At 34.7% G+C, this 2,965-nt stretch carries 2 protein-coding genes; both read right to left on the bottom strand.

The features are described from left to right. Positions 1 to 26 precede the first annotated feature (26 nt). Positions 27 to 2,576: a TonB-dependent receptor gene (locus J7K39_09520; protein MCD6180128.1), complete on the bottom strand. Its 2,550-nt coding sequence runs from the start codon at positions 2,574 to 2,576 to the stop codon at positions 27 to 29. A gap of 222 nt (positions 2,577 to 2,798) precedes the next feature. Then, positions 2,799 to 2,965 (bottom strand): hypothetical protein (locus J7K39_09515; protein MCD6180127.1); only part of this gene is annotated, 167 nt, incomplete at its 5' end.

Genomic DNA, 2,965 nt, shown 5'->3' with positions numbered 1-2,965 from the left:
TTTTCATAGTACTAATCTATTTTTAATTAAAAATTAATTTTTGCGCTGATATTGAATGTTCTTCCAAAGCCATACCAAACATAGGCTGTTGCGGCATCATAGTTACTTCCATCGCTAGCATCAGCAATATACTCTGTGTCAAAAAGATTGTTCACTCTCACTATCAGCGTTGCATCAAAGCCACCAAAATCAAATTTATATCTAGCACTAGCATCAACTAAACCATAAGCTGGTACTTCCCATGGTTGAGGTAAACCTTCAGTAGTTCTGTCAGTAGGATTATAATAAGCATATAAATTTGCATAATAGTTATAATCAATCGTGATATTAGTTTTAGGTAATATCTGATAGTCAAGTCCAAGAGCGGCAGTTGTTTGAGCGGCATCAGAGACTTTCACATCCTTAATATATACGCTATAAGAATCGCCAATAGCAACATTATTCTCATCAAAGACTTGAACATTTTCTAAATTGTTATCCCATCTCCAGTCACCTAAAGAAAGCATTCCATAAGCAGATAGTTTGCGAGAGGGCTTATAAGTAAAATCGAATTCAATACCTTGGTGAAGTGCGTTTACACCTAATAAGTTGGCGAAATTATAAACACCTGGAGAAACTTGTATAGATTTTGTAAAAGTTCTGTCGTTCCATTTTGTGCTATATAGGTTTAAGTTAGCAGCCAATTTTTCACCCCTATATCCATAACCTAATTCAATACTGAATACTTTTTGGTTTGCTGCTTCAGAGTTGACATCAGTATTATTATATCTAATAAAAACGGCACCAAAACCAGGTGCTTTTTCAAAATAACCAACATTGGCGAATAGATTATGCTTGTCGGTTAAATTATAATTTGCACCACCTTTAATGCCAAAACCCATAAAGTTATATTTGTCAGATGTTTGCAAAGGATCAGTATCCAAATATTGGAAATAATCAACTCTTTGATAGGAAGTATTGGAAAGAGATGCAGAAACAAATGTTGACAGTTTATTTATATTATACTCTAATTGAGTAAATAAACCTTGCCATCCCACATTTCCATCATTATAATAACCGAATTTATCACCTACCTGTAGTGCAGCATTAGGATTGTTAATATCGTCATTACTAAAAACATAAGCAGCACCTAAAAGATCAGTTACTTCACGATAATGATGTCCTGTATAGGTTCTTAAGTCGATACCTGCAATGAAATCTAAATTATCACTTAACTCCGTATTAAAAGTAGAAAGTACTCCATACCAGCTGTGGTCGTTATGAGAAGCTCTTAAATATGAAGTAGCTCCCAATGCTCCATTTGCTCTGTTTATGTTAACGATATTATCGATGTCTATAGGTTGATCATCTCCCCCTAATCTAACACTAAACAAGCTTCCGTCACCACCTTGGCCGCCACCACCACCGGTTCCCCAAGAAGCATAAAATGCAGTTGATAAGGTTGATTTATCATTGATGGTCCAATAATGGTTTAGAGAAGTTTGTGGTTTGAAATAGAAGTTGTCTTCTACATGAACTACTTTTCCGCCTCTTAAACCCCAGTCTGGATTGAATCTAGTTCCGCTCTCAGCATTTCTGTAGGTTGAAATTAAGCTTTTGCTTTGTCTTTGACCGTGATTTTGTTTTGCTCCGAAAGAGCTCAATGAAATAGTTTGATTTGGTCCCAATCTTTTTGAAATATTTACAAAATAGTTAAAACCATCAAATTCAGTTCCATCAATATAGCCATCTCCTGTTGTTTTAGAAGCAGAAACGGTTGTCGCCCAGCCATTGTCAGATAAACCAGTTGAAACGGTTAGACCGTATTTTTGATATCCAGAATTACCAATAGAAGTGATAACACTTCCACCTTTTTCAGCATCAGTTGTCTTAGTTACAATATTTATTGTACCACCAATAGAGGGAACAGCAACTTTTGAAGCTCCTAATCCACGTTGTACTTGCATAGTACGAGTAACATCGGATAAACCGGCCCAGTTAGACCAGTAAACTCTACCATTTTCCATATCGTTTACAGGAACACCATTAATCATTACAGCAACATTTTCAGAGTTAAAACCACGAAGGTTTAATCTACCATCACCAAATCCACCACCTGATTTAGTAGCATATACACCTGGAGTAGATTTTAAAATCTCAGGGAATTCTTGAGATCCTAGTTTCTCTTCAATTAATTGAGCGGAGACGGATGAAATAGCAACAGGAGTTTTACGATCAATAGCAATAGAAGCAAAAACATTTACTTCATTTAAACCAATTTGACTGCTAGCTAACGCAATTGTTCCAAGATCAATAGTTTGACCTTCTTGAATAGTCACATCAAATTCCTGTGAAATAAAGCCAATAAATTGAACAACAATAGTTTGACCTCCAACAGGAACTTCAAGATTGAAAGTGCCTGATAAACCAGTTGATGCTCCAGTAGTAGTTCCTTTTACAATAACAGAAGCCCCCAGTAGGGTTTCGTTATTGTCAGTGTCTACCACTGTTCCTTTTACGAACCCTTGAGCCATTACTGAGCCCATAAAAAAGGTAAGGGCTATAACAAGAGTCATTTTTTGTAACAAATTTCTCATAATTTTTAGTTTTGATTACTTTTTAAAAGTTTAGTGGGCTAATTTAATAAAATATTTTTAACATATATTAACTGTTGATAAAATGTTTGTAGATTTTCTGTATTATGCTAGTATGCTTGCTTTAACTGAAAAAAAACCATGTGTAAAACTTAGGTAATCAGTTGAATAAAATAATTCTATCCTACTAGGTAGAGCTGGAAAGTTTTATCTTCCTAACTAAATTTATTGCAAATTTTTAAGCTGAGCTTGGATTAACATCATTTTTTGCGCGGCATCAGAGAGTTTTTTGCGCTCTAATTCTACTACTTTTTTCGGTGCGTTATTTACAAAGCGTTCGTTTGATAATTTCTTTTCTATCGATTTTGAAAAGCCTTCAAAATATTTTAATT

The sequence above is a fragment of the Bacteroidales bacterium genome, from assembly GCA_021157585.1.
Lineage (GTDB): Bacteria > Bacteroidota > Bacteroidia > Bacteroidales > UBA12170 > UBA12170.
This window is presented reverse-complemented; position numbering and strand designations above follow the sequence as displayed.

What these genes read in the sequence shown, in the direction of transcription:
- J7K39_09520 (MCD6180128.1), bottom strand. Translation starts at nt 2,576, where the DNA reads ATGAGAAATTTGTTACAAAAAATGACTCTTGTTATAGCCCTTACCTTT.